Below are 22471 nucleotides of genomic sequence, written 5' to 3'. Positions count from 1 at the left end.
TTCTCGCCGGTAGACAATTGCGAAACCGGTGCATTCAGTACGTTGTCGCGAAGACCGAGGCGGGCAGCCAGGGTTGCGGCGTCGCTTTGGCTGCCTGTCGCGAAGTGCTCGATCACCCTATCGGCCCACCACCCGGATTCTGCGGACACGTAGATGGCTTGTTTTCGCCATGCCGGGGCGGGCATGGAGGCGCGCTCTTTGCCGTTCAGCCAGACGTCGCCCTGGTTCGGATCGAGGTCGGCGATCATGCGAAGAAAGAGACTTTTGCCGGATCCCGACGGACCGGTGATGGCGGCACACGCGCCAGCGCCGAGGTCCAGTTCGAACGGGCCGGCAAACGCGCTGCGAAGCCCCTTCACGAGAAATGCCGCTTCCATCAAAATTTCCTTGTCTTCGGCGGCCCGACCGGCGTCGACAAATTTTTTTCCTTGCCCGCAATCAACACTATCCCAAATTCGAACGCCGCGCTTGCCCCTCCGGGGCGAAGGCTTGCTCCTCAGGATGAGGACCGAGAGCCTGGATGCGATTGGTTTCATGGAAGCGATGCCAAGTGGATCGATTCCATCAGGCCTATCCGTGCGCCAGCCTCCCAATAGCCAGACGCCGACCCCGCTCACGATCGATGTGATGCGCCTGAGGCACGCTTTACAACGCTTCAGCCACAAGGGCGCCCGGCCGGGCCCTCGCCTGCAGGCGGGACACCGCCTCGGACAAGGGAACGTCGGCCTGCAAGCCACAGCGCTCGCGCAGGCTCACCCGACCGTCCCTCATCTCGCGCCCGCCGACGATGGCCATCACCGGCACCGCCATTTCATGGGCCGCCACGATGCGGCGCGAAAGGGTCTCAGTGCCGTCATAGGCAACGGCACGGATACCGGCATCCTCGAACGCCGCCAGCACGTCCGCGCCATATCCGGCATGGTCTTTCGAGATCGGCGCGACCGCGACCTGGTCCGGCGACAGCCAGAACGGAAGCACGCCGCCATGATGCTCGAGCAGGATCGCGATCATGCGACCGAGCGATCCGAAAATGGCGTGGTGGATCATCAGGGGCCTGGCGCGGCTGCCGTCGGGGGCTATGTAGGACGCCTCGAGCCGCTGCGGCAGCACGCGGTCGAGCTGCACCGTGCCGCACTGCCAGGATCGTCCCAGCCGGTCGCGCAGCGAAAATTCCAGCTTCGGTCCGTAGAAAGCGCCTTCGCCGGGATTGATGTGAGGCGCGAGGCCGCATTGCCGCGCGGCATCGCCGAGCTTCGCCTCCGACCAGTCCCAGGTCGCGTCACAGCCGGCGCGCGCCGCCGGCCGCGTCGCCAGCGCCACCTCGGTGTCGGCAAAACCGAGGTCGCGGTAGACCTCGCCCAGCAGCGCGATGAAGCCCGCGACTTCGCCCTCCACGTCCTCTTCGCGGCAGAACACATGCGCGTCGTCCTGCTCGAAGGCGCGCGTCCGTAGGATGCCGTGGAGCGAACCGGAAGGCTCATTGCGGTGGCAGGCGCCGAACTCGGCATAGCGGATCGGAAGCTCCCGCCACGAGCGCAGCCCCTTGTTGAAGATCTGCACGTGGCACGGGCACGACATCGGCTTCAGCGCCATCGAAAGCTCGCCGTCGTCGAGGCGGAACATGTGCTCGCCGAACTTGTCCCAGTGGCCGCTGCGGCCCCAGAACTCCCTGGGCAACAGCTGTGGCGTCCGGACCTCGGCATAGCCGGCCCGGCGCATCTTGCGCCGGACATAGTCCTCCAGCACTCGATAGACCGCATAGCCGCGCGGATGCCAGAACACCATGCCCGGCGCATCTTCCCAGAGGTGCCAGAGCTTGAGCTTGATGCCGAGATTTCTGTGGTCGAGATCGTCCATGGCTGTGTTCCCTTGTGACGGAAAAAAGCGCGGACGGGGGACCATCAAAAACTGGAAAAGGCCCCGTCCGTCGCCGGCGGGGCCTTTTCTGGGTGAAGTGCGCTTGTCTCTAGCGCGCGCAACCAGGAGGCAATCCGCCGCAAGCGGTCGCCGTAGAGGTCAATGCGGCTGATCGAAGCTTATTCATGGTCTGTATATGGCGGCAAAACGCCCAGGCGTCAACGCCAGCCGCTTGGCGTGACGGAATATGGATGATGCGCGTGAACATGAACACGGCTGTGGCGGATGATCCGGATCCTTGGTCAGAATGCCGGTCTGCCCAGCAACGCGCTTGCAGCAACCGAGTTTTGCACCTCGGCAGCTGGCTTCGTGGGTTCAAGAGCCCTCTTGGTATTCGCGAGCCGTGGCTATCGACGACGCGCGATTTGCGCGGTCGATACAACGATCTCCGTGACCACGCCATGACGGCTGAATGGCATGAGGCGCGCCTCCACATCACGCAGCATCGATTCGACCTTGTCTCCCAACGCCGCCGGCGAGGAAGATGAGTAGGTCAACATCCGCTGAGCCAGATCGGCCACACCTATCTCATTGGTGGTTTCGACCCGGATCATCTCGGCGGCGTCAAATGTGGGGTGGAGGAGCGAGGAAAGCTCGCGATGCCCGCGCTTGCCGCTTCGAGACTGCGACCATAGCCTCTGGTCCGACCAGGCGCGCCGCGCTGCCGTATATTCCTCAAGCCAAGTATTACGTCCATCCGTCGCAGAGGACGACGCGCAGACCGCCACGACGCCACTGGGCGCCAGCAGCCGCTCGAATAGCGGCACCAAGGCGCTCTCGTCGAACCAGTGGAGCGCTCGCCCGATACTGACGACGTCGAAGCGCCCGATGTCCTCCGGCAGGTCCTCCGCCCTGCTTTGGACCAGCATCACGTCCCGCCCGGCGCGCTTGACCGCCTCTCGCGCCGCCTGCAGCATGCTGGGTTCCGGATCGACGGCGACAACCCGTCCGACGTACTCCGCAAACCCGAGAGCCAGTGGGGCAGGCCCAGTGCCGAGATCAATCAGGGCGTCACTCTTTTCCAGGACCAGTCGCTCCGCGACCTCCCGGAAGAACACGGGCGGATAAGGCGGCCGGAATTGCTCATAGAGCAGCGCCGTCGTAGCGAAACGTCCCAATTTGCGGCTCCATGTCGTTGAGGGGCAGCGGCGTCAGCCTATCGCGCGGCAGCAGGCGTGACGATCGTTTATGATCACACGTTTTTATGATCACACTCGCTGGGGAACCAAGGACCTGGGGCGGGCTTGAATCGGAAACACAAATGTCTGAAATCAAGGAAATCGAGGAGTTGGCGAACCGCATCGCCTCGATGCGGGGCAGCACCCGACGGATCGTTGCGATCGCCGGCCCGCCAGGATCTGGCAAGAGCACGTTCGCCGACCACCTCAACCAGTATCTGAACCGAGAGAGAGCCTGCCCCGCGGAAATTCTTGCCATGGACGGCTTCCATTACGACGACATGATTCTTGTGCCGTCGGGGCTGCGCAGCCGCAAGGGCGCACCCGATACTTTTGACGTCGACGGGCTTGCAGTCACGCTCCAGCGTCTTGGTGCCGACGATGGTCGAAATGTCGCCGTACCGGTTTTCGATCGTGGCATTGAGATAGCGAGGGCGGGGGCGCGGATCATCGCGGCTTCGGTGCGTGTCATCATCGTCGAGGGCAATTATCTGCTGCTTGACGATCCAAACTGGAGCGCCCTCCGCGGCCACTTCGACCTCACCGTGATGCTCGATGTGTCCGATGCAATTCTCGAAGATCGTTTGAGCGAGCGCTGGCGGACTCATGGTTTTGACGCCGCAACGCTTAAAGAGAAGCTCGAAGACAACGATCTGCCCAACGCTCGCCTTGTCAAAGCGAAAAGCGTCAAGGCCGACTATGTCATCGTCAACTACTGAGGCCGCACGAGCAGTCCGGTCTCGCCCTTTTGTTGCGGGCGGCCGCCTTTTCTTCGCAACCGGACTTCGCTAGCATCCGCCCCGGAATGAACGGGGGAAACATGCTCAAGGACAGGCTCTCGCCGGCCAATGAGGCCGTGCGCGACCAGAAGATGCGGGAGGCGCTCGCTGCCTGCCCGCGCATCCATGATCTGATCGCCCGCGGACCGCTTGGCGATCCGGAGGCGGAGGCCGTCCTCTATCTGCGATCGCCGCTCGATCCCAACCCGGTCGCCATGTCCGGCGATCACCTGATGGGCTGCATCAAGGCTGCGGAGAACTTCTTACGCGCCGCGGGCATCGGCAGGGATGACGCGGTTGCGATCCTGCTGCCGATCGGGCCGGCGACGATAGCCGCCGTCTTTGGCGCGGCGGCCTGCGGCATAGCCGAACCCCTCAATCTATTGTTCACGCGCGAGGCCATCATCGCCCAGCTCAATGCCATCAATGCAAAGCTATTGCTCGTGCCGCCACCGGGCCTGCCGGGCGGGTTGTTCGAGAAAATCGACGGCGTGCAACTTCACGTTCCCTCGCTCAGGCGGGTCGTGATCGTTCCACTCGACGGAACGATCTCGTTCGACGGCGAAGTATTGCGACCCGATCCGGCATGGCGGGACGACTACGGGAGCTGCGCCGAGGCATCCGAGGCAGACCGCGTCGCCGTGATGTTGCCGACCGGCGGCACCACTGGCCATCCGAAAGTGGCGCGCATCAATCATCGCGCGATGGTCGCCTCCTGCGTTTCATCGCAAATGGCGCTGGATTACCGCAAGGGCGACCGCTGCATGATCGCGCTGCCGCTGTTTCATGTCGGCGGGTTGTTCGTCGGCGTTGGCGCCTGCCTGTCGGCCGGTACGACGATATTCATTCCCGGCCCGGCCGGGGCGCGCGATCCCGCGTTGATCTCGAATTTCTGGCGGATCGTCGAGAGATATCGCCTGACCCATGCCGGTAACGTTCCGACCACGCTCGGCGCGCTGGCCGAAATTCCCGTCGGCGATTGCGACATCTCGTCCTTGCGCGTCACGCCCACCGGCGCCTCGGTCTGCCCGCCGGAAATCGAGCGCCGCTATCTGGCGCGATGGGGCGGCGCTTGCGTCCAACAGGTCTACGGCATGACCGAGCTCGCCGGCGCCATCGCCCATGATGTCGCCGGCGTCAGGCCGCGGCCCAATTCTGTCGGCACCAGAAACCCGATGGTCGAACTCGCGATTCTCGCCGGCGGCACGTTGCACCGGGAGCCATGGCCCTCGCCTACAGGGGAATTGCTGACGCGGGGACCGCAGGTCTTTCCGGGCTATGTCGACGACAAGCAGACCGAAGAGGCATTTTATCAGGGCTGGCTGCGTACCGGCGATATCTGCCGCATCGACGCCGACGGGTTCATTTACGTCATGGGCCGCGCCAAGGATGTCATCATTCGCAGCGGGCATAATATCGACCCGCGCACCATCGAGGACGCCGCGCTGGGATTTCCGGGCGTAGCTCTGGCCGCGGCGGTCGGGCGTCCGGATGCCTATGCCGGCGAAGTCCCGATGCTGTTCGTCTCGCCGCAGCCCGGCGCCACGATCGACCCGCAGGCGCTCGCGGACTTCGTGCAGGACAAGATTCTGGAACCGCCGGCCCGACCGCGCGCGGTTCTGATCGTTGCCGAAATGCCGGTCACGCCGATCGGAAAGATCTTCAAGCCAAAGCTTCGGGAAATGGCCGCCGGCGATGCCGCACGCGAACTGCTCAAGGCGGAAGGCCTGTCGAACGACGTCAGCGTCGAGGCGATCACCGATCCTTCCCGCGGCCTTTATTTGCTGCTGAAGGCCCCGGCCGACAAGGCCGCGAGCGTCATGCGTCTGCTGCAGAAGTTCCCCGTCAGGGTCGAAGCGGAGGCCTGAAGCGATGGCTGCGGCGGCCGGATTGAACCGCGCAAACGCCGTTCAGGCTCTCGTCAGACTCACTTCAGACGCACTTCAGATTCTTGGAAAATCCTTACGCATTGCAATTTCGGCGGCGTCACCCGGAGACAGGACGTTGCGATCGAAGGGCGGTTGCAGTTCGGTGAAGATATCATACAGGGAGATTTGCTTGATCGGCTTGGCGAGCAATTCCCTGATGCAGTCGGCGAGCGTTCCGTTGAAAACCTGATAGGGGCAGCCTTTGAGCCGCTGGCTGTTCAGTGAGGGCCATTTCTTGAGCTCGGCGGCAGCGTCGTAGGAGATCGGAGAGCCCTCTTTGAACATGCGCACTGCCTTGGCGTTTGATCCCGCCCTCGAGCCTAATCCGCTCATGGTAAACAGGTGGTAAATGCACTCAGGATGGGGTTCTCTTGGACTCTCGTGGCGAGGGGCGCGGCGACGGCGCGCGTCTCGAACCATGAAGCCGTTGGATGCGTAATAGTGACTCAATCCAACGGGAAAATGCTATAAAGCGCTGCGCAATGGGTGCTCGGTCCCCTGGATGGTAGGCAACGACAACCGCATCGGGATGGCCGACGATGGTCATGAAGGCGATGGTTCCGAAAACCAAGGACCATCCAGTGTCCCAGTAGAACCAGTTCATGTGAGCCTCACGCCAACACTTTCGATTTCGAAGTGAACGCGCAAGCAGCAGCTTAGTTCATTTTCGCTTTGTGCCAAGCCCGATCTGGCGGTTGTCGGCGGAAAAGCAGCGCGCGCTATTGCGCTGCGGCATGATTTGGCCAGCCGCCGGATGTTCAATTTCCGTGAGGGGACTCCATCCGGCCGCGGCAGCCATTTCGCCGCGGTCTCGCGGGGTCGTAGTTGTACGGGGCAGTAAATTTATCCTTTAACAGCGGCTTTCGCGTCCAATCTGCCATTGTGGATCGGGAGGCGATGAGTGCTGAGCGCTGGCAAATACCGGGCACAATGGGCGTCACACCTTGAACTGTTCCGGGCAATGGCTCCGCTGCCCCTGGCGATCGGCGCCGTGATGGTGGCTGCCCGATTTGGCTTCAGTTTTCCGAACCCGCCACCGGCTCTGCTCTTGCCGCTCGCCTATTGTGCCTACCGTGGTGGCCTCGCCGTGGGTCTGGTGGCCGCCGCGCTCCACGTCGGCTATTCCGCGCTATTCTTTTCCTTGCCTGGCGCTCCCTTCCATTATGACGCCGCCAATCTGGTGCGGACGCTGGTCATCGTCATCGTGGCGCCCTCGATGGCGACCATGATTGGAATCCTGCGGCAACGGGGCGAGCTGACGCTCTGTCAGCTCAAGTCGGCCCGCAAAGATCTGCTGCAGCTCAACTCCGAGCTAGAGCAGCAGGTCGCGGAGCTCGCCAAGGCGGCACGTCAGGATTCGTTGACGGGTATCGCCAACCGCGTGGTGTTGCTCGAAAAGCTCGATGAGGCACTGGCATGTCTGCAGCGGTACCAGGAACCCTTCACCGTTTTTCTTCTCGACATCGATGGTCTTAAACATATCAATGACACGCTCGGGCACGCAGCGGGCGATCAACTTCTCCAGACATTGGTTCGGCGCTTGACCGGGACGCTGCGTCAAACCGATTTTCTGGCGCGGTTTGGGGGCGACGAATTCGCCATCATCCAGAGTCGCCAAACCGATCAGAGGGAGGGCGCCATCGCTCTGGCGCTCAGAATACTCAAAGTGGTCGGTCAACCCTTGGATCTCGCAGGTCGCAATATAACCATTGGCGCCAGCATCGGCATCGCGTTGGGGCCCAAGGATGGAACCGACGCCGGCGTGTTGTTGCAGAGCGCCGACTTGGCGCTCCGCCGCGTGAAGGCCGAGGGCCGGAACAATTTCTGCTTCTTCGAGGTCGAGTGGAGCGAGGCTTCCAACGAGCGCATGCTGATGCTCAGCGATCTGCGCAAGGCGCTCACCCGCGGGGAATTCGAGGTGTATTACCAGCCGGTGTTCGACACCGTGTCCTGCCAGGCTTGCTCGGCCGAGGCGCTGGTGCGCTGGCGCCATCCGGTTCGCGGTCTAATGCCGCCGGATCTCTTCATTCCGCTGGCCGAGGAAACCGGCCTGATGGAACCACTGGGGGTATGGGTACTCGGACAAGCTTGCAGGGATGCCTCGGCATGGCCCGACCACCTCAAGGTCGCTGTCAATATATCGACGGTCCAACTAAGGAACGAGTCTTTGGTCGGCTACGTCTCGGGTGCGTTGCTCGAGTCCGGGCTCTTGCCCGAACGACTGGAGCTGGAAATCACCGAGTCGGTACTGATGCAAAACGTCGAACGAAACGCCGCCATCTTTCAGCGGCTCAAAGCCGTCGGCGTTTCGATTGTTCTTGATGATTTTGGGATGGGGTATTCCTCGCTCAGCTACTTGACGATGCTGCCGTTCGATAAAATAAAAATCGACAAGTCATTCACCCAGGGGCTGGCCGACAACGTCGGTTGTGCCGCCTGCGTGGCTTCGGTGATGACGCTTGCGCGCTGTCTCGACATGGTGGTGACCGCCGAAGGCGTCGAAACCAACCAGCAACTACAGTTGCTGCGTGCGGCGGGGGTCCATCAGGTGCAAGGCTACCTGTTCGCCCGGCCCTCCCCGCTCGCCGAATTGGATTTTGCCGCCCTCGATGCCAAGGGGCGGGCCGCGGCGGCTGCGTGACAAAGTGGTCCGCACGGGGTCGGGTACTCAATTCTTTTGCGAAGCATAAGTCGGTTCGAGCCGGGAACGGAGAAAGTCGGCGCCGGTAATAGGGGCGTATTTTGCCGGCCGGTCGGTACTTATGCAGGTTGGCAGACAAGCGACGATGGCGTCCGGATTGGGGTCGAGGAAGAAGGCCACCGAATATCGGTCAGCACCGGGCGGACTGACCACCTTGTGCGGCGTTGAAACATAGACATCGTTCGACCAGCGCATCAGGCAATCGCCGATGTTGCAGACAAAGGCGTTGGGCACGACGGGCGCATCGAGCCAGCGGCCACTGCGATCCCTGACCATCAGGCCACCGACCGCGTCGGTGGCCAGCAATGTGACATTGCCGTAGTCGGTATGGACGCCGGCGCCGAGCTGGCCATCGGGGAGGGGGCCTGAGACCTTCGGATAGTGCAGCAGACGCAGCGTGGCGATCGGCTTGTCGAGCTTGCTCTCGAAGAAATCGGGCTCAAGCCCGAGGTCGAGGGCAAATCCGCGATGCAGATCCCGTCCAAGTCGCCAGACCCGGTTGAAGTAATCGAGCATGGTGTCGCGAAAGCCCGGCAACTCCGGCCACAGATTGGCGGCCCGGAACGGCGCCCGGCCAAGCAGCTCCGGATCGTCCGGCGCCAGTTCGAGGCCGATGTTGAAGGCCTCTTTGATGTCGGCCGGTTTGCCGGGATCGAGCGCCTCGCCGCCAAGCCGGATGTAACCCCGATTGCCGCCGGGCCCGCTGAACGCGGCCGCTTCCCGGATCGAAGCCGGTCCGGAAAAGAAGGCGGCCGAGCTGTCGAAAACCCGAGCCATCAGCGCCTCGGGAATTCCATGCCCCGTGATGTAGAAGAACCCGACGTCCCGGCATGCGCGGCCCAAATCCCCCGCAACCGCCCGCGCCTGCTCCGACAGGCCGGTCACCAGCGCAGCGACGTCGATGATGGGGATGGCGCTCACGGTATTTCTCCGGACATGGTCATCAACCATTAAGCAAGATTTGTGCCTCACGATTTCTTGGAAATGAGATCGGTTTCCGCCGCGGATTCCGCGGGAACTACCGGCTCCTCCCGGCATTGTTTCCGCGGCTGACGGCGAAAAACCGATAGACCGGAGCGGCGCGAGCGCTCGAATCATGGCGAGGCTTGGTATGCGACGGACGATCGAGCATCTCTTCGAAGCCATCGAATGCAACGCGGGCTATGGCGTCGTCGCGGTGGTTGCTTCCCTGGCAATGACGGGCTGCCTGCGCTTGCTCTGGGAATAGCCGTTTCGGTTTTTATTCAACCAGAACCGATGTGCTAGGCCTGGAGCACGCGCGCGACAAGCCAATAGCTGCCGAGCAGACTGATGAACACGGAAAGCCCGTAGACCAGCGCGGTTAATCGCACCGGCTTATTCCGATCGGTAGCCATCAGCCGATCCAGGGCGATGAGCGCGGGAAGCACGATCGCGACGATGGCCACCTGGCCGATCTCTACCCCGACGTTGAAGGCTGCAAGCGCGGCGGCGACCGCGTTGGCCGGCAGTCCGACGTCCCGGAGGGCGCTCGCAAAGCCGAAGCCGTGAATGAGTCCGAACGCAAAGGTCACCCGCCAGCGGCCGTCGATATCGCGCGAGAACAGGTTTTCCATCGCGACGAACACGATCGATGCGGCGATCGCAGGCTCGACGACGCGGCCTGGAATGACGACGATATCGAGCGCTGCGAGCGACAGTGTAATCGAATGGGCAATTGTAAAGGCGGTCACGATCTTGATCACCGGTACCAGCCGCCGCGCCCACAGCACAAGGCTGACCAGAAAGGCGATGTGATCGTAACCCAGGAAGATGTGTTCGATGCCGGTGACAAGATAGCGCTGCATGGTCGACCAAAGCGACGGCGCGGGCGCGGAGAGCGTTACCGTGGTGTGGCTGGCGTCGAGCAGCGCTTGCGGCGCATTCTCCCCCCCGCCAATCGATACGATCTCGCGGGCGCTGTGGTCTGTCGCGGTCAAAACCGTCGAACGGTAAACGATGTCGCCTGCGACATTGCGGCACGAATAGACGTTGTTGAAAATAACGCCGTCGCCGTCGGGTACGAGCGTGGCGGCGCCCGGGACGCAATCCGTGCCATCGAGACCGGTGACGGCGACATGGGCATCTACATAGGCGATAATGGGTGCCGCGGACGCCGCCACGCGCGCCGGATCGACCGCCTCGCGCTGCGCATCGAAAACCTTGGTGCCGGCCAGCCGGTCGGCGTCGCTGCCCTTGAGCGCCAGCTCTACGGCGACGGTACGATCGCCGGCCAAGGTCACGCGCGCTGTCGAGAGATTGACCTGATGAGCCTGCGCTGACGCGCCGATGCCGAGGATCGCGACCAGCAGGACCATGCGGGGAAAACTCACGAGCCGGCTCCCACGGCCCTGAGAAGCTCGGTCAGGCGCCTGACCTCGAACTCCGCGACCGTCACGACCGCACCATCCGGCGCCAGACGGGCATAGCGATCGAGGCTGTCGGCGGCGGCGCCGAATTCGAGCCGGGTCAAGGGCGTCGAGCTGTCACGGGCATAGAACAGCACCATCAGTGTCGGCCATGCGAGGCCGTATCGAGCCAGTCGCGCCGCGTCCGCAGGTCCGACGTGCGTCTCGACCGCAGTGGCGTCGAATGCACCGAGCGCGGTCTCGATGATGCGCGCTTGCGCGGGATCGGCGACATGCGTGTTGTCGCCGGCCGCATGGGTGTGCTGGCCGATATGCCTGAACCAGTTGCCGGCGGCGTCGCGTTCGAAACGGGTGAGTCTACCCGCAAACACGATCTCGATGGCCCAGACCTGCGCGACCGAAACCGGAAGCAGGAGACTGGTTCGGCGGCTGGCGACGGCAGCTTCGGCCTGGCCCTGCAGCCGGCGCGTCATGTCGAATACCACCCGCCATTCCGCGCCCACATGGCGGGCCATCAGGTAGACCGTTGGCGCGCCGCCCAGCCTGACATAGTGCGACGTGCCGGCCGGATTTAGCGCGCCGAAATTCACCGTCGTCGCCACGCCTTGCCGGCTTTCGAGCACGGCAACGGTAGCCGGGGGATCGAGCCCGAATTCGGCGAAGCTCAAGGCCGTGAGCTCGCTCGCCGGGATCTCGCGCGTCGGTTCGCTGACATTCATAAATCGAAGCGCGGTGTCGAGATGCAGCGCCAACTCGGCCGGTACGACGCCGGGCTTTTCGTCGACCGACCACCCACTTGGCTCGCGATGAAGCGCGATGCTGTCAGGACCTGAGCGAACCTCGACACGATAGATCTCGGCCGGCGCGATGGCGAGCAGGCCCTTGGATTCGATCGACACCTTGCTGCGCAGTTCCGGCCATCGCCCGGAAACTGCGAGCGCAACCAGGATCGCGGCCAGAAGCGCGGCGGCGAGCGGCGTGCTCCACCGAGCGACTACGCGCCTGGCCGCCACCCGCTTCAACGCCGCCTCCACCACATCAACACGCCGCAGAAGACCGTGGTCAGGGGCAAGAGCAGCTCCAGCGCGATGAAGGTATCGCGCATCTGCCGACTGGTGAGCACGATTTCCGGCAGGTCGTAGGTTTGCGGCGTGACGTTGGCTGCCGTATCGTCATCGGCCAACCAGCGCACCATCGCGACCGACATTTCGCCGTTGGAAACATACGGGAAATATTCGTTGGTGGCGAATTTGCTGGTGCCGGCGACCACCATGCGAAAGCGCTTGTCGGACGGCGCCCCCGGCCAAACACCTTCGAGCGCGACCGCAAGGGACTGCGCGGCACGGTCGGGATTCGGAGCTGATTGCCGATCCGTCGCAACCGTCATCCCGCCTGCGGCCGAGGGCGGCCTTTGGTAGCTGTCCTGGCTGCTCGCGGCGAGCACGACTGTATTCACCGTGGCCGGTGGCTGGAGCACGTCGATCGGCCTCACCTGCGCAAACACCGTCAGCGCGAGCCGCTGGGTGATCGGGTGCGGGGCGTAATAGGGAACCGCGACCTTGTCCGGGTCGGTGCGGAAATGATTGACCGGATCGATGACGATAGCAGGCTCGGTCGATAATCCGACCGTGCCGAGCAGGCGGCTTGCGAAATCGGAGTCGACGGCGAACAGGGGATCGATCAGCAACAGCAGCCGGCCGCCGTCCTTCAGATATTTGACCAGCAGCTCCGCTTCGCCCGACGCGAATGCCGTGCGCGGACCAATCTCGGCAACGACGGCGCAATCGGGCGGGATCGCGTTCATCGCCGCCGTGACGATCGCGCGCATGTCGAAGCCTATCTCGCCGAGCGCGAGCTGCAACCGATCAAGTTGCTCCGGGTCAGCAATGAGCACGTCGCCGGCGCCCGGTGTGTCGTGCCCCCTTAGCGTTTCGACATGACTGTAGTGAAAATGCGCCGGTGTCGGGCGGAAGGTTTCGCCATGCCCGGTGATGAAGCAGATCGTCTCGGGGCGTTCGCGAAGCACGCGCAGTGCGGCATAGCCCAGACGCGCGGCATCTGTGACGTTTTCGGCCAGCACCTTGCGATCGCCCGCTTGCAGCACCGCCGTGTTGTAGGCATGGACGCCGATGTCGCGCGCCAGCCCCGGCTCCTTGTCAAGATCAATGGCGCGGAACGTCAAGAGCGGATGGTTGCGCGCTGCGATCGCGATCCAGTCCGCGGTGGCCACCGCGTTGGCGTCGCCCGCATTATAGAAATAGGTCAGCGCCAGCGGCGCATGCAGATGATCGAGGACGTCGGTGAGCTGTTTCGGAGGCGTGTTGCGGGCTTCGCGGGTCAGGTCGAAATGCACGTCGTGGCGGTATAACGCGACATTGGCGGCAATCACGACCGCGATCGCGGCGGACACGATCAGCGCGCTCGGCGCCCAGGCGGACAAACCCGGTCCGCTGCCGCGCAGCGGCACACGGATCGCGAGCATGAACAGCGTCAGCAGCGTCAGCGACCAGGCCACGAACAAGAGACCGTTCGAAACTTTATCGCTGAAGCCGGCGAAGCCAAGCAGCCCGAATCCTGCGGCGGCGACGACCAGCGCGGCGATAACGATATCGGATCGAGCGAACCGAGGCATCTGTCGTTCCCTATCGCCGCGCCAGCGCCCGCACGGTCAAGAGCAGCGTCAGCAGCGTGATGCTGAGGAAGAAGCCGACGTCGGAAAGGTAGACCGAGCCTGTGGCGAATGGCCGAAAATGCACCGCGAGCGAAAGATTCACCACCAGCGTGTCTGCCGGGCTCGGCAACAGCCAGCCGAAATTGTCGATCATCCACAACAGCAGGAACACGCTGAGCGAGATCAACGCGGCGATCACCTGATTGGCCGTCAGCGCCGAAGCCAGGAGCCCGGCGCCGACCAGCGCCGAACCGAACAGCAATAGGCCAAGATAGCCGCTGTAGATCGGGCCAAAATCGGGGTCGCCGAAAATGGCCAGGGCGAGCGCATAAAAGCCCGACAGCAGCAGCATGACCACGATCAGGCTCATGCTGGCGACAAATTTCGCAAGCACGATCGCGACCTCGGAGACCGGCGAGGTCAGCAACACCTCCAGCGTCCGCAGCTTTCGCTCCTCGGCCACAAGCCGCATGGTGATCAATGGCGCGGTCAACATGAACAGCACGAACATCTGGAAAAAAATATGCACCATGCTCGGCTGATGGCTGAGAAACAGGGTGAGCGTGAAGCTATAGCCCATGATCAGAAGGAAGACCGTCATCACCACATAGGCAATGGGCGAGGAAAACAGCGCCGTCTCCTCCTTGCGCAGCAGCACCGCGAAGCTTCTCATGCGGCCGACCTCGCCGGTCGCCGCGTCAGTTCGAGGAACACGCGTTCGAGATCCGGGCGGCGCTCGCTCAGCTCGGAAACGGCGATGCCGCCTGCAACAAGCGCCGCGACGATATCGGCGGCAAGTGACGGACGCCGTTCGGCATGGATCAGGAAACGCGCCGGTCCCGCGCCGCCGTCCGGATCGACGGCGATGCCGCGCACGCCGGCAACGGCTGTGAGCGCGCCGCGGATGGCCTCTTCCGAAGCGGCTGCCGCAAGCCGCAGGTTCAGGCCTGCGGCCGTCTCCCGCAGCGCGTCCGCGGTCAAAAGGGTGCCGTCGAGCAGGATCATCGCCCGCGAAGCGGTCTTTTCGATCTCGGGAAGGATGTGCGATGCAAGCAGTACCGTGTGGCTGCCGGCGAGTGACCGGACGAGTTCGCGAACAGCGATCACCTGATGCGGGTCCAGGCCGCTGGTCGGCTCGTCCAGCACCAGAACTTTGGGGTCGCCCAGCAGGGCTTGCGCGATTGAGACGCGCTGGCGAAACCCGCGCGACAGTTTGCCGGTCAGGAGCTTCATCACGCGCGTCAGATCGAGCCGCTCGGCGGCCGCATCCACCGCACCTCTCGCCGCAGCGCCGCGCAGACCCTTTAAGCTCGCCATGAAATGCAGGAATTCGCCGACCCGCATGTGGTCGTAGAGCGGAGCGTCCTCGGGTACGTAACTCAGCGCGCGGCGGACCGCGAGAGAACCGGCAACGACATCATGGCCGGCTACTTCGATGCGCCCGGAACTGGGAACAAGATAGCCCGTGAGCATGCGAAAGATCGTGCTCTTGCCCGAGCCATTGGGCCCGAGTAGACCGACGATCTCGCCCTGTTCGACGGCAAAGGAAACATCGGTTACGGCGCGGCGCGGCCCGTACCACTTGGTTACATGCTGGGCCAGCACAACAGGAGACATCAAGACTCACAAAACCCAAATGCCGGAAGAATCGCACCGGACGGATGCTCGAAGCACGATCCCGGGCGCGAAACCCGGGATGCCAATCCGCTCACAGCGGTCGATGGTGCAATGCAATCACTCGTAGTATTCGGGAGAGTGCTTGTGCGCCTTGTAGGTGTCGGGGTCATGCGCGTAGATGATATCGGCGCCTTCGACGTCGCGGACGCGGCGCACCCAGGCATAGGCGTCGAGCATGCCGACGGGATCATAGACGCTACCGATACTCGGCAGGAGGTTCTTGTCGAGATTCTCCTTCAGATAGATGGCGTCGCTGGTGAGCACCATCGTGCCGCTCTTGGGCAGCCGTACCACCATGATCTGGCTTCCCGGGGTGTGCGACACCGCTCGATGAATATAGACGCTGTTGTCGCCGAACAGATCGAGGTCGCCGTCAAGTTCGATGGTCTTGTATTTGCTGGGCATGCCGCCGCCGATGCCGTTCCGCAGCATGGCAAAGTCATCGCTGATGAAGAACGTGGCATATCCCGGGGCCGGCCAGAACGCGTTCTTGATCTCGTCGCGCTGGAACACGAACGTCGAGTCGAGGAACTTGCCGATATTTCCGGCGTGATCGACATGGAAATGCCCGAGCACGACATATTTGATGTCGGAGGGCTTGACGTTGATCTTGCTCAGTTGAGTGTCGATGGCGATATCCGGCGAGCGGCCCGGATCCAGCGCCTTCACGAACGGGCCCCAGTAGTCGGGATCGGTGATGATCTTGTCGTTGTTGCCGCAATCGAACAGCACGTCGCCTTTGGGATGGCGGATCAGGAAGAAAGCAACGGGAATCTGGACCTTGCCGCTGGCGCCGTTCTGAATGATCGATTTGTCGAGATTGAGCGCGCCTGAGCTGAAGACATACAGTTTCATCTCCTTCGGCGGCTCCGCCGCCATCGCGCCGGCGGACATGAAAAACAGCCCTGCAGCCAACGAGCCAAGCACTTTCACGCAACCTACCCGCATGTCGCCCTCCCTGTTTCGATGCATTTTTAATTTGCGGATTGATACACGCTTAGCACGAATTCCCAGGCCTGTGCAGGCCCAAAGTGTCTGCCGCTCTGCAAAAAAATGCCGGTCGCGGATGGAGCCAGCGGTCCGGATGGAGTTGCGGATTCTCGTCGCCGCGGCGCGCGGCCTCCAGTCCGTCCGCGACATGGATCGGCGCGGTACGCAAGCCCAGCCGCGTGGACCAAGACGTCAGAGAAGCGGAAATGCCGAGAAACCGGCACCGCGACTAGGGCCGGTCCGGGCGCTGACCAGCACAGCTATTGAGCAGAAACATCCCAAAATTGTGCAATTATGCGCCATATTGTATACGCGATCTGCCCCATGGCTAGAAGCGACGCTAAGCCTGGGTCATGAACGACGGCGCTGCCTTGCCATGCCGATAGCGTATCCGCGCAGAAATCGTCCTCGTCACCGGTCTCTGCCAAATGGGTATGCAGCAGGCAATCAAGTTGCTCGGCGAGCCCGGCGGTATCGATCATCAGCTGCCGGGTGACGTTGAAGGGCGCGCATGGCGCGAGAGCGACGCGCGTGAATGCGCCCTCGCGGGGATCGTGGTATCTGGCCAGCGCCCGTACGCAGTCCGCAATCGCAGCTTCATGGTCCTGCATCAATGGTTGGTCGGCGATGCCGCCGTCGGCAAAACCGAGATTGATGGCGCCGCGCGTCAGCGTCATTGCGCATTCCCAAGGCAGCCGCCTCTTTCGCTTCGCCATCGGGGGCATCGGCCATGTCGCCGGGAAAGACGAACAATGATCGGATGCGGTGCTGCAGCCCGACATCGACAGTTCGGCCCGCCGCGCGCTCGCGCGTGTCGCGAAGCCCGATCCCTGAGGATCTTCCACCGTCATTGCGAGGAGCCCTTGCGACGAAGCAATCCATCGCGAGGCGTATGCGGCTCTGGATTGCTTCGCTCACCGGACGGTGCGCTGCGTCGAGCCGGCGGCTCGCAATGACGGTTTGATATCCCTTTTTCATTGGCGGCACTTTCCGCAATCTCTCAGACTGAACGATGACATGGATCTGATGCGAACTTGAAAATCACAGTACTGGTGGGCCCGTTATACCCACGCAATAGATTGCACGGGACCTCGGGTGCATCCGGGGAGCGTGAAGTCGTTGGCTCAAATCCTGCGCTTGCGCGGCTATTCAAGTTGCCCCGATGTTACTGACCGGCCGATGGCTGCACAGCGATTAGCCAATGATCCCTGGAGATCGCGTGATGCGCGAGTGCCGCCCGCCACCGACGTGATGCCATCCCGTGGCGACAGGCGGATATAGCCCGGGGATACGCGAATTTTTTCAATCCCCGGGCGCGTTTGGCGGCTGCTCGTCGGGAAATCAGCGGAATCGAGCCGAATTTGCCGAGTTGGCGCGCGGATTGCTTGTGCGTCGAGAGCGCTAAGAACCGCCGCTTGCCTGCGGCCGGGGCCGATTGGAATCATGGATCATTCGGGATTTGAAGACCTTAAGCCGCGGTTGGTGCTTACCGGCATTACCAAACGTTACCCCAGCGTCGTGGCCAACGATGGCGTTTCCTTGAGCGTGCGTCCGGGCGAGATCCATGCGGTGCTGGGTGAGAATGGTGCCGGCAAGAGCACGCTGATGAAGATTATCTACGGCGTCACCAAGCCGGACGCCGGCACGATCCTGTGGAACGATCAGTACGAAACCATCGCCGCGCCCTCGCAGGCCCGGCGCATGGGCATCGGCATGGTGTTCCAGCATTTCTCGCTGTTCGAGACCCTGACGGTCTGGGAGAACATCGCCTTGGCGCTGGACGAGCCGGTTCCGACGGCGCGGCTGGCGGCCCAGATTACCGAAGTATCCGAAAAATACGGGCTTCCGATCGACCCCTACCGTCTCGTTCACAGCATGTCCGTGGGCGAGCGGCAACGCGTGGAAATCGTGCGCTGCCTGCTGCAGGAGCCCAAGCTTCTGATCATGGATGAGCCCACTTCCGTGCTGACGCCGCAAGCGGTCCTGATCCTGTTCAAAACGCTGCGTCGGCTGGCGTCGGAAGGATGCAGCATCCTCTACATCAGTCACAAACTCGACGAAATCCGCGCGCTGTGCGATAGCGCAACCGTGCTGCGCGGCGGGCGTGTCAGCGGCAGCGCCATCCCCCGAAACGAAACCAATGAGAGCCTGGCCCGCCTGATGATCGGCGGCGAGCTCGCCGAGTGCCACCTCACCCCGCGCGAAGTCAAGGAGGTGCGGCTTGATGTCGATCACCTGTCGCTGGCGACGCCAGACCCGTTCGGCACCACGCTCAAGGACATCAGCCTGCAGGTGCGAAGTGGCGAGATCCTGGGGATCGCCGGCGTTTCCGGCAACGGCCAGAAGGAGCTGATGACGGCACTGTCGGGCGAGCGTTTGAGCAAAGGCGCGATGATCAAGCTGTTGGGGCAGCCGGTCGGCCATCTCAATCCGGCGCAGCGCCGCGCGCTCGGCCTGACCTTCGTGCCGGAAGAGCGGCTCGGCCGTGGGGCGGTGCCGCCGATGAGCCTCGCCTTCAACGCGCTCTTGACCGGCGCGCGCAAGGGCATGGTGCAAAGCGGGATCATTCATCCCGCCGTGATGCGGACCTTTTCCAAGTCTGTGATCGAACGCTTCAAGGTCAAATGCGGCGACGAGCAGTCGGTCGCATCGAGCCTGTCGGGCGGCAATCTGCAGAAGTTCATCGTCGGGCGGGAGACCATGCTGGCGCCCAAAATGATGATCGTGGCGCAGCCGACCTGGGGTGTCGATGTCGGCGCGGCGCAGCTGATCCGGCAAGCCTTGATCGATCTGCGCGACCAGGGCGTGGCGCTATTGGTGATCTCAGAGGAACTCGACGAGCTGTTCATCATCAGCGACCGGCTCGCAGTGATCGCCGAGGGGCGGCTGTCGCCCTCGGTCAAGCCGGCCGAGACCTCGATCGAGCAAATCGGGACCTGGATGAGCGGAAAATTCGGCGATCAGACGGCCAACGCCGCGGCTTCCCCCAAAGCGCCATTGGAGACGGCCCATGTTCAGGCTTGAGCGACGCGCCACGCCTTCTTCCACGATGAGTATTGTCTCGCCGGTGCTGGCGGCGGTTGCCATGCTGCTGACCGGATTTTTGCTGTTCAGCGCGTTGGGCAAGGATCCCGTGGAGGCATTCTACCTGTTCTTCATCAAGCCGTTGTCCTCCACTTACGGCATCGGCGAGTTGCTGCTCAAGACCACGCCGTTACTGCTCTGCGGGCTCGGTCTGGCGCTCGGATTTCGCGCCAATGTCTGGAATATCGGCGCCGAGGGACAGCTCACCATGGGCGCGATCGCCGGCGGCGGCGTCGCGCTGTGGTTCGGTGACAGCGACTCCAGTTTCGCCATGCCGCTGATGCTGCTGGCCGGCATTCTCGGCGGAATGGCCTGGGCCGCGATCCCCGCTTTTCTGCGCACCCGCTTCAACACCAACGAAATTCTGGTCACCTTGATGCTGGTGTACATATCCCAGCTGGTGCTGTCCTGGCTGGTACACGGACCCTGGCGTGACCCCGAAGGGCAGAATTATCCGCAGTCCCAGGGCTTCGGCGATGCCGAAACCATGCAGGTTCTGGTCAGCGGAACCCGGGTGACCTGGGGCATCGTCTATGCGTTGGGCCTGGCAGTCATCGCATGGGTGTTCTCGCAGAAGACCTTTGCAGGCTTCCGGATGCAAGTGGCCGGGCTGGCGCCCGCGGCCGCCGCCTATGCCGGCTTCTCCGAGAAGCGCAATATCTGGATTGCGCTGATGCTGTGTGGAGGCGCCGCCGGCCTCGCCGGGATTTGCGAAGTCGCCGGCCCGATCGGACGCCTGCAGCAGGAAATTTCACCGGGCTATGGTTTTGCCGCGATCATCGTGGCCTGGATCGGACGATTGCATCCGATCGGCGTTGTGTTCGGCGCACTGTTGATGTCGCTGCTTTATCTCGGCGGCGAGTCCGCGCAGATGGGGATGGGCTTGCCGTCCGCGATCACCGGACTGTTCCAGGGACTGTTGCTGTTCTACCTGCTGGCGTCGGATCTGTTCATCACTTTCCGGTTGAGGCGAATAAAAGCCGCGCCCGAGAGCTCCGCGCCGAAGGCCGCGGCGACGTTGGAGAAGGCTGCATGAATCCTCTTGTTCCGATGATTGCCAGCACCGTGGTCGCGGCCACGCCCTTGATCTACGCGGCGCTCGGTGAAACCATCGTCGAAAGATCCGGCGTCCTCAATCTTGGTATTGAAGGCATGATGCTGATCGGTGCGGTGGCCGGATTTGCCGCCGCCCGCGGCAGCGGCAGCGACACGGTCGGGTTCTTGGCCGCGGCCTCCGCCGGCATCGCGTTGTCCCTGATCTTTGGTTTTCTCACGCTCAACCTGCAAACCAATCAGGTGGCGACCGGTCTGGCGCTGACCTTGTTCGGGATCGGTCTGTCGGCGTTCGTCGGTCACGATCTGGCCGGGTTGCCGGTGGACCGGCTGGCCCCGATCGCCATTCCCGGACTGTCGTCCATACCCATCCTGGGCGATCTCCTCTTCCACTACGACATCATGGTCTATCTATCCGTCGCGCTGTACTTCGGCGTGCAATGGTTTTTGACGAAGTCCCGTGCCGGCCTGACGCTGCGGGCGATCGGAGAATCCCCTGCTGTCGCCCACGCCATCGGAAAGCCTGTTTTGACCACCCGTTACCTGGCGGTGATGTTCGGCGGCGCCATGGCCGGCATTGCCGGCGCCTATCTGTCGCTGGTGCAGACGCCGATGTGGGTCGAAGGCATGTCGGCCGGCAAGGGCTGGATTGCGCTCGCGCTGGTCGTGTTCGGGACCTGGAAGCCGACGCGGGTCGTCCTCGGGGCCTATCTGTTCGGTGGCGTGACCCAGTTCCAGCTTTTCGCTCAAGGCTTCGGGCTGCCGATCCCGACTGAATTCCTGTCGATGCTGCCGTACGCGGCCACGATCATTGTGCTCGTGATTATCTGTCGCGATCCCAAGACGATTCTGCTGAACCAGCCGGCCTCTCTCGGCCACAGTTTTCATTCGGCCGCGTGATGTGGGGTCCCGCGGCTCTATCCTCCCCAACCAGTCAAGCCAAACCAAAGGGTATGCATCATGAATCTAACTAGAACTTTGAAAGCCGTCCGCCTCGGCATCGCGACAGGTCTGGTCGCGGCGCTGCCGGCGGCAGCCTTCGCCGCCGAGCCCCTCAAGGTTGCCTTCGTCTATTTGGGTCCGCGCGGCGATGGCGGCTGGACCCAGCAGCACGACATGGGCCGGATCGGGCTGGAAAAGGCCATGGGCGACAAGATCAAGACCACCTTCGTTGAAAACGTCCCCGAGACCGCCGATTCCGAGCGCGTGTTTCGTCAGCTCGCTTCCGACGGTTACAAGCTGATTTTCGCGACCTCGTTCGGCTACATGGAGCCACTGCAGAAAGTTTCGAAGCTGTTCCCCGACGTGAAGTTCGAACACGTCAACGGCTTCAAGACCGCCAAGAACATTGTTGTCTACGAGCCGCGCTTCGAGGAAGGCTTCTATTTGATCGGCACCATCGCCGGCCAGATGACGAAATCCAACACCCTCGGCTTCATTGGATCGTTCCCGATCCCGAGCGTGATCAGAAATATCGACTCCATGACCCTCGGTGCGCAGGCCGTCAACCCCAAGGTCAAGAGCAAGGCGATCTGGGTGAATACCTGGTACGATCCGGGCAAGGAACGCCAGGCTGCGGATACCCTGATTGCCCAGGGTGCCGATAACGTTGCCCAGAACACCGATTCCCCGGCGTCGATTCAGGCGGCTGAGGAAAAAGGCACCTACGCCTTCAGCATCGATGCCGATATGTCCAGCTTCGGCAAGAAGGCCCAGCTCTCGGGTACCACGGAAGACTGGACCGGTTATTATATCGCCGAAACCCAAAAGGTGCTCGATGGCACCTGGACCGGCGAACGCCACACGCGCTGGGGGCTCAAGGAAGGAATGGTCGTGATGGCACCGCTCAATCCCGCCATTCCGCCGGAAGCCGTCAAGGTGTTCGAAGACAAGAAAGCCAAGCTCATCTCGGGCGAGATCAAGCCGTTTGCCGGTCCCATCAACGACAACACCGGCAAGGTATTGGTCGCCGCCGGCGCAGAGATGGATCCCAAGACCTTCAACTCGCTCAAGACCTATGTGGCAGGCATCGAGGGCAGCGTTCCACAATAAGCCGCAGCTGGCTGGAAGCTTGAACGACCTGTCGGCGTCCCGATAACGGGATGC

General features: G+C 62.7%; 19 protein-coding genes. 7 read left to right on the top strand and 12 right to left on the bottom strand.

Annotated elements, in window-relative coordinates:
• From ABSG20_RS01070 to ABSG20_RS01060, 3 genes are all read right to left on the bottom strand, one after another.
• Positions 1–536 (bottom strand): ABC transporter ATP-binding protein (locus tag ABSG20_RS01070; protein ID WP_423862621.1); only part of this gene is annotated, 536 nt, incomplete at its 3' end.
• 109 nt (positions 537–645) lie between these two features.
• Positions 646–1857, bottom strand: coding sequence for a threonine--tRNA ligase (gene thrS, locus ABSG20_RS01065; protein WP_423862620.1), 1212 nt, complete (start codon positions 1855–1857; stop codon positions 646–648).
• 407 nt (positions 1858–2264) lie between these two features.
• The gene (locus tag ABSG20_RS01060; RefSeq protein WP_423862619.1) at positions 2265–3035 is read right to left on the bottom strand and encodes a class I SAM-dependent methyltransferase; all 771 of its coding nucleotides are present in this window, start codon (positions 3033–3035) and stop codon (positions 2265–2267) included.
• A gap of 143 nt (positions 3036–3178) precedes the next feature.
• Between ABSG20_RS01060 and ABSG20_RS01055 the strand changes: the two genes are divergently transcribed.
• A complete protein-coding gene (locus ABSG20_RS01055) occupies positions 3179–3814 on the top strand; it encodes a nucleoside/nucleotide kinase family protein (RefSeq protein WP_423862618.1) in 636 nt (211 codons plus the stop codon).
• 101 nt (positions 3815–3915) lie between these two features.
• Positions 3916–5742 carry an AMP-binding protein gene (locus ABSG20_RS01050; protein ID WP_423862617.1) on the top strand — a complete coding sequence of 609 codons (1827 nt, stop codon included), beginning with the start codon at positions 3916–3918 and terminating at the stop codon, positions 5740–5742.
• A 75-nt stretch (positions 5743–5817) separates the two neighbouring features.
• Here ABSG20_RS01050 and ABSG20_RS01045 read toward each other — a convergent pair whose 3' ends face one another.
• Positions 5818–6087, bottom strand: a complete 270-nt coding sequence (locus ABSG20_RS01045) for a hypothetical protein (RefSeq protein WP_423862616.1) — start codon at positions 6085–6087, stop codon at positions 5818–5820.
• 763 nt (positions 6088–6850) lie between these two features.
• Between ABSG20_RS01045 and ABSG20_RS01040 the strand changes: the two genes are divergently transcribed.
• Positions 6851–8443: a putative bifunctional diguanylate cyclase/phosphodiesterase gene (locus ABSG20_RS01040; RefSeq protein WP_423862615.1), complete on the top strand. Its 1593-nt coding sequence runs from the start codon at positions 6851–6853 to the stop codon at positions 8441–8443.
• A gap of 27 nt (positions 8444–8470) precedes the next feature.
• Here ABSG20_RS01040 and ABSG20_RS01035 read toward each other — a convergent pair whose 3' ends face one another.
• From ABSG20_RS01035 to ABSG20_RS01000, 8 genes are all read right to left on the bottom strand, one after another.
• A complete protein-coding gene (locus ABSG20_RS01035; RefSeq protein WP_423862614.1) occupies positions 8471–9424 on the bottom strand; it encodes an isopenicillin N synthase family dioxygenase in 954 nt (317 codons plus the stop codon).
• A gap of 341 nt (positions 9425–9765) precedes the next feature.
• Positions 9766–10854, bottom strand: coding sequence for a HupE/UreJ family protein (locus ABSG20_RS01030; protein WP_423862613.1), 1089 nt, complete (start codon positions 10852–10854; stop codon positions 9766–9768).
• Entirely contained in the window at positions 10851–11912 is a 1062-nt protein-coding gene (locus ABSG20_RS01025; RefSeq protein WP_490338314.1) for a DUF4340 domain-containing protein, read from the bottom strand. Before ABSG20_RS01025 ends, ABSG20_RS01030 begins: the two co-directional genes overlap by 4 nt.
• Complete coding sequence (locus ABSG20_RS01020; RefSeq protein ID WP_423862612.1) at positions 11909–13522, bottom strand: Gldg family protein; 1614 nt, start codon at positions 13520–13522, stop codon at positions 11909–11911. Before ABSG20_RS01020 ends, ABSG20_RS01025 begins: the two co-directional genes overlap by 4 nt.
• A 10-nt stretch (positions 13523–13532) precedes the next feature.
• The gene (locus ABSG20_RS01015) at positions 13533–14234 is read right to left on the bottom strand and encodes an ABC transporter permease (RefSeq protein WP_423862611.1); all 702 of its coding nucleotides are present in this window, start codon (positions 14232–14234) and stop codon (positions 13533–13535) included.
• Complete coding sequence (locus ABSG20_RS01010; protein WP_423862610.1) at positions 14231–15178, bottom strand: ABC transporter ATP-binding protein; 948 nt, start codon at positions 15176–15178, stop codon at positions 14231–14233. Before ABSG20_RS01010 ends, ABSG20_RS01015 begins: the two co-directional genes overlap by 4 nt.
• Before the next feature lie 117 nt (positions 15179–15295).
• Positions 15296–16186: an N-acyl homoserine lactonase family protein gene (locus ABSG20_RS01005; RefSeq protein ID WP_423862609.1), complete on the bottom strand. Its 891-nt coding sequence runs from the start codon at positions 16184–16186 to the stop codon at positions 15296–15298.
• 302 nt (positions 16187–16488) lie between these two features.
• Positions 16489–16905 (bottom strand): amidohydrolase family protein, encoded by a 417-nt coding sequence (locus ABSG20_RS01000; protein ID WP_423862608.1) that lies wholly within the window; start codon positions 16903–16905, stop codon positions 16489–16491.
• A 766-nt stretch (positions 16906–17671) separates the two neighbouring features.
• Between ABSG20_RS01000 and ABSG20_RS00995 the strand changes: the two genes are divergently transcribed.
• Genes ABSG20_RS00995 through ABSG20_RS00980 form a run of 4 tightly spaced genes read left to right on the top strand, consistent with a single transcriptional unit; the run spans position 17672 to position 22417 of the window.
• A complete protein-coding gene (locus ABSG20_RS00995; RefSeq protein ID WP_423862607.1) occupies positions 17672–19252 on the top strand; it encodes an ABC transporter ATP-binding protein in 1581 nt (526 codons plus the stop codon).
• The gene (locus ABSG20_RS00990; protein ID WP_423862606.1) at positions 19239–20348 is read left to right on the top strand and encodes an ABC transporter permease; all 1110 of its coding nucleotides are present in this window, start codon (positions 19239–19241) and stop codon (positions 20346–20348) included. The genes ABSG20_RS00995 and ABSG20_RS00990 overlap by 14 nt, the downstream gene beginning before the upstream one ends.
• Entirely contained in the window at positions 20345–21265 is a 921-nt protein-coding gene (locus ABSG20_RS00985) for an ABC transporter permease (protein ID WP_423862605.1), read from the top strand. The genes ABSG20_RS00990 and ABSG20_RS00985 overlap by 4 nt, the downstream gene beginning before the upstream one ends.
• Before the next feature lie 60 nt (positions 21266–21325).
• Positions 21326–22417 carry a BMP family ABC transporter substrate-binding protein gene (locus ABSG20_RS00980; RefSeq protein ID WP_423862604.1) on the top strand — a complete coding sequence of 364 codons (1092 nt, stop codon included), beginning with the start codon at positions 21326–21328 and terminating at the stop codon, positions 22415–22417.
• Positions 22418–22471: the final 54 nt, after the last annotated feature.

The sequence above is a fragment of the Bradyrhizobium sp. genome, assembly GCF_049512235.1.
GTDB lineage: Bacteria > Pseudomonadota > Alphaproteobacteria > Rhizobiales > Xanthobacteraceae > Bradyrhizobium.
Note: the sequence above shows the minus strand (reverse complement) of the source record. Positions and strands in the feature narration are given on the sequence as shown.